The organism is Peptidiphaga sp. (genome assembly GCF_057238965.1).
In genome coordinates this window covers 16055-18697 of the sequence record NZ_DBHHEV010000035.1, presented here as the reverse complement: position 1 = coordinate 18697, position 2643 = coordinate 16055, and the positions used below count along the sequence as shown (strand labels likewise).

General features: G+C 64.0%; 2 protein-coding genes and 1 pseudogene. All 3 read left to right on the top strand.

Going from position 1 to position 2643, the window contains the following annotated elements; genetic code table 11:
* Positions 1–327: pseudogene (locus ACO48X_RS05765) on the top strand (serine/threonine protein kinase); the annotation flags it as partial.
* A 353-nt stretch (positions 328–680) separates the two neighbouring features.
* Entirely contained in the window at positions 681–2153 is a 1473-nt protein-coding gene (locus ACO48X_RS05760) for an MFS transporter (RefSeq protein WP_485001166.1), read from the top strand.
* 145 nt (positions 2154–2298) lie between these two features.
* The coding region (locus ACO48X_RS05755) for a TetR/AcrR family transcriptional regulator (protein ID WP_485001162.1) at positions 2299–2643 on the top strand (345 nt) is incomplete at its 3' end.

Below are 2643 nucleotides of genomic sequence, written 5' to 3'. Positions count from 1 at the left end.
GAGCAGCGCAAGATCTTCGAAGCCAACGACTGGCAGATCGTCGACGCGGCGCAGCCGGCCCATGAGACCCCGCCGCCGCTGTGCTACTCGTCCGTCTGGCTGTCGATGAACTGCCTCGTTCTCGATCACAAGACGGTGATCTGCGAGGCGTCCGAGGTCCATCAGATGGAGCAGATGGACAAGCTGGGAATGAACGTCATTCCGGTTCCGTTCCGCGACGCCTACCCGTTCGGCGGCGGTCTGCACTGCGCCACCGCCGACGTCTACCGCGAAGGCGGCAAGGAAGACTACTTCCCCAACCAGGTGGACGACCCGACGCTTGTGTGACCGTGCGCTCGCTACGAAGGCGGCCTCCGCGTTTCGGCGCGGGGCCGCCTTTGCGCTTCGATCCCGCGCGGCCGAACGTCGACTCCGGCGTGCGGGTTCTGCCCAAGGCGCACGCCGATTGGCTTTAGGACAGCCGCACTGAAGCGTCGACGTGCAATGCCAGATGAATAAAAATTCTAAAGCCGCCTTCGTTCCGCCGCCCCAAAGTTCTTCACTGCCCTCGATAATGGCGGATATTCGACGATCTCTTGCGCGGAGGTGTAGGCTGAGTAGCGTATATGGATTCGCCAAACAGAATGAATCCTCGATTACGAAGGAGCAGTGGGCGCGTGGCGGCTGATACGAGCGGTTCGATGCCGCATTCCCTCGGGGGGAACGAGTCACGACAGCGGAAAGCGCAGCGGCCGGCCCCGCCGCGCGGGGAGGCGAAGCGGCCCGGCGGGCCGAGCGAGTCGGCGTCGGCAAGCAACGTCGGAGTCACCGACGCGGCTTCAGGGCACACGTCGGATTCGGAAGGCCATAGCGACGAGCAGCGCCGGGTTTTGAGGAAGGCGGCCGGTGCGAGCTTCATCGGCAACTTCATCGAATGGTTCGACTACGCCTCCTACGGGTATCTGGCCGCCGTCATAGGGAGCGCGTTCTTCCCGAAAAGCGACGAAACCGCCCAGCTTCTGTCCGCCTTCGCGATATTCGCCCTCTCGTTCGTCCTGCGCCCGATAGGCGCGGTGGTTTGGGGCGCATGGGGCGACCGTTACGGGCGCCGGTGGGCCCTTTCCTGGTCGATCCTCATCATGTCCGGATCGACATTCCTCATCGGCGTGATTCCCGGATACGCGGCCATTGGAATCTTTGCGCCACTGGCGCTGTTTCTTTTGCGGATGATCCAGGGATTCTCGGCGTCGGGCGAATACGCGGGGGCTGGAACGTTCCTCGCCGAATACGCTCCGCCCAAGCAGCGCGGCCTGTACACGTCGCTCGTCCCCGCCTCCACCGCCGCTGGCCTTCTCTTCGGCATCATCACGGTCATGACGTTGCGGGGCCTCCTGGACGAGGCGGACATGCACTCGTGGGGATGGCGGATACCGTTCCTGCTCGCCGGGCCCTTGGGGCTGATCGGGCGCTACATTCGAATTCACCTCGAGGATTCGCCGGTCTTCAACGAAATGTCCCAGAATGCGGAGAAGAAAAGCAAGCATCGCGTCCCCTTGAAGACGCTGCTGCGCTCGCACCGCAAGAGGGTGGCGATCACTTTTGGCGTCGCCTGCCTCAACGCCGTGGCGTTCTACCTTCTTCTGACGTACATGCCCACCTATTTCGAGAAGCAGCTGGGGATTGCAGCGACCAGCGCGGAGGCCATCTCGGCAGGGACGCTTGCGGTTTACATCGTCGCGATCTTCTTCATGGGAAAAATTTCGGATATGTTCGGACGGCGTCGCATGCTCGTCGGAGCGTGCCTGGCCTTCATCGTGCTCTCGATCCCGCTGTTCTGGGTGATGGAGCAGGGCAACGTCGTCATGATCATCGCCGCTGAGACCGTGTTCGCCCTCATCCTCACGGCCAACGACGGAACCCTCGCGACGTTTCTGGCCGAAAGCTTCCCGACTGAAGTCAGGTATTCGGGTTTCGCCCTCTCTTTCAACTCGGCCAACGCCCTGGTGGGAGGCACGGCGCCGCTTGTCGCGACGTGGCTCATCAAGGTCACCGGCACGGCGATCGCTCCCGCTTTTTATCTGACGTTGATTTCCGTGCTCGCGCTTGGGGCAATGTGCGCATCGCGAAGCATCGTCCGCGAGTCGGCCAGCTTGGCCGAGGAAAATGACGCTTAGATCGGAGGCGTGCGAGCCGTGAATTCAGGCGCTGGACATCGCATCCCCGATCCGAGCGAGATTGGCGGCGTTGGGCCATGGCCAGCGTTCTCGTGACGGCTGCGGGCGCTCTTTGGACGCAGACGGAAGGGGGCGGCGAGAACGCATGAGGGCTTCCGACGAGCCCGGGGCTGCGCCCGGCGGAGGGGCCGCCACTTTGAAGGGGGAGGTCCGAAGAAGGCAGATCGTGGAGGCCGCGGCGGCGCTCGTGCGCGAAGGCGGCCCGTCCTCAGTCAGCCATCGGGCCGTCGCCCGCCGCGCAGGATGCTCGCTGTCGGCCACCACCTATTATTTCGAGGGGCTGGAGGACCTTCTCCACCAGGCAGGCGCCCTGAACATTTCTTTGTGGGCCTCACGGGCCGAGCGCGTGGCGGAGCGGGTCGAGTCCCGCGCCGCGGAGGACGTCGCCATGGCGGAGAGGGTCGAGGCGATCCTGTCCGCCACTCTCCCG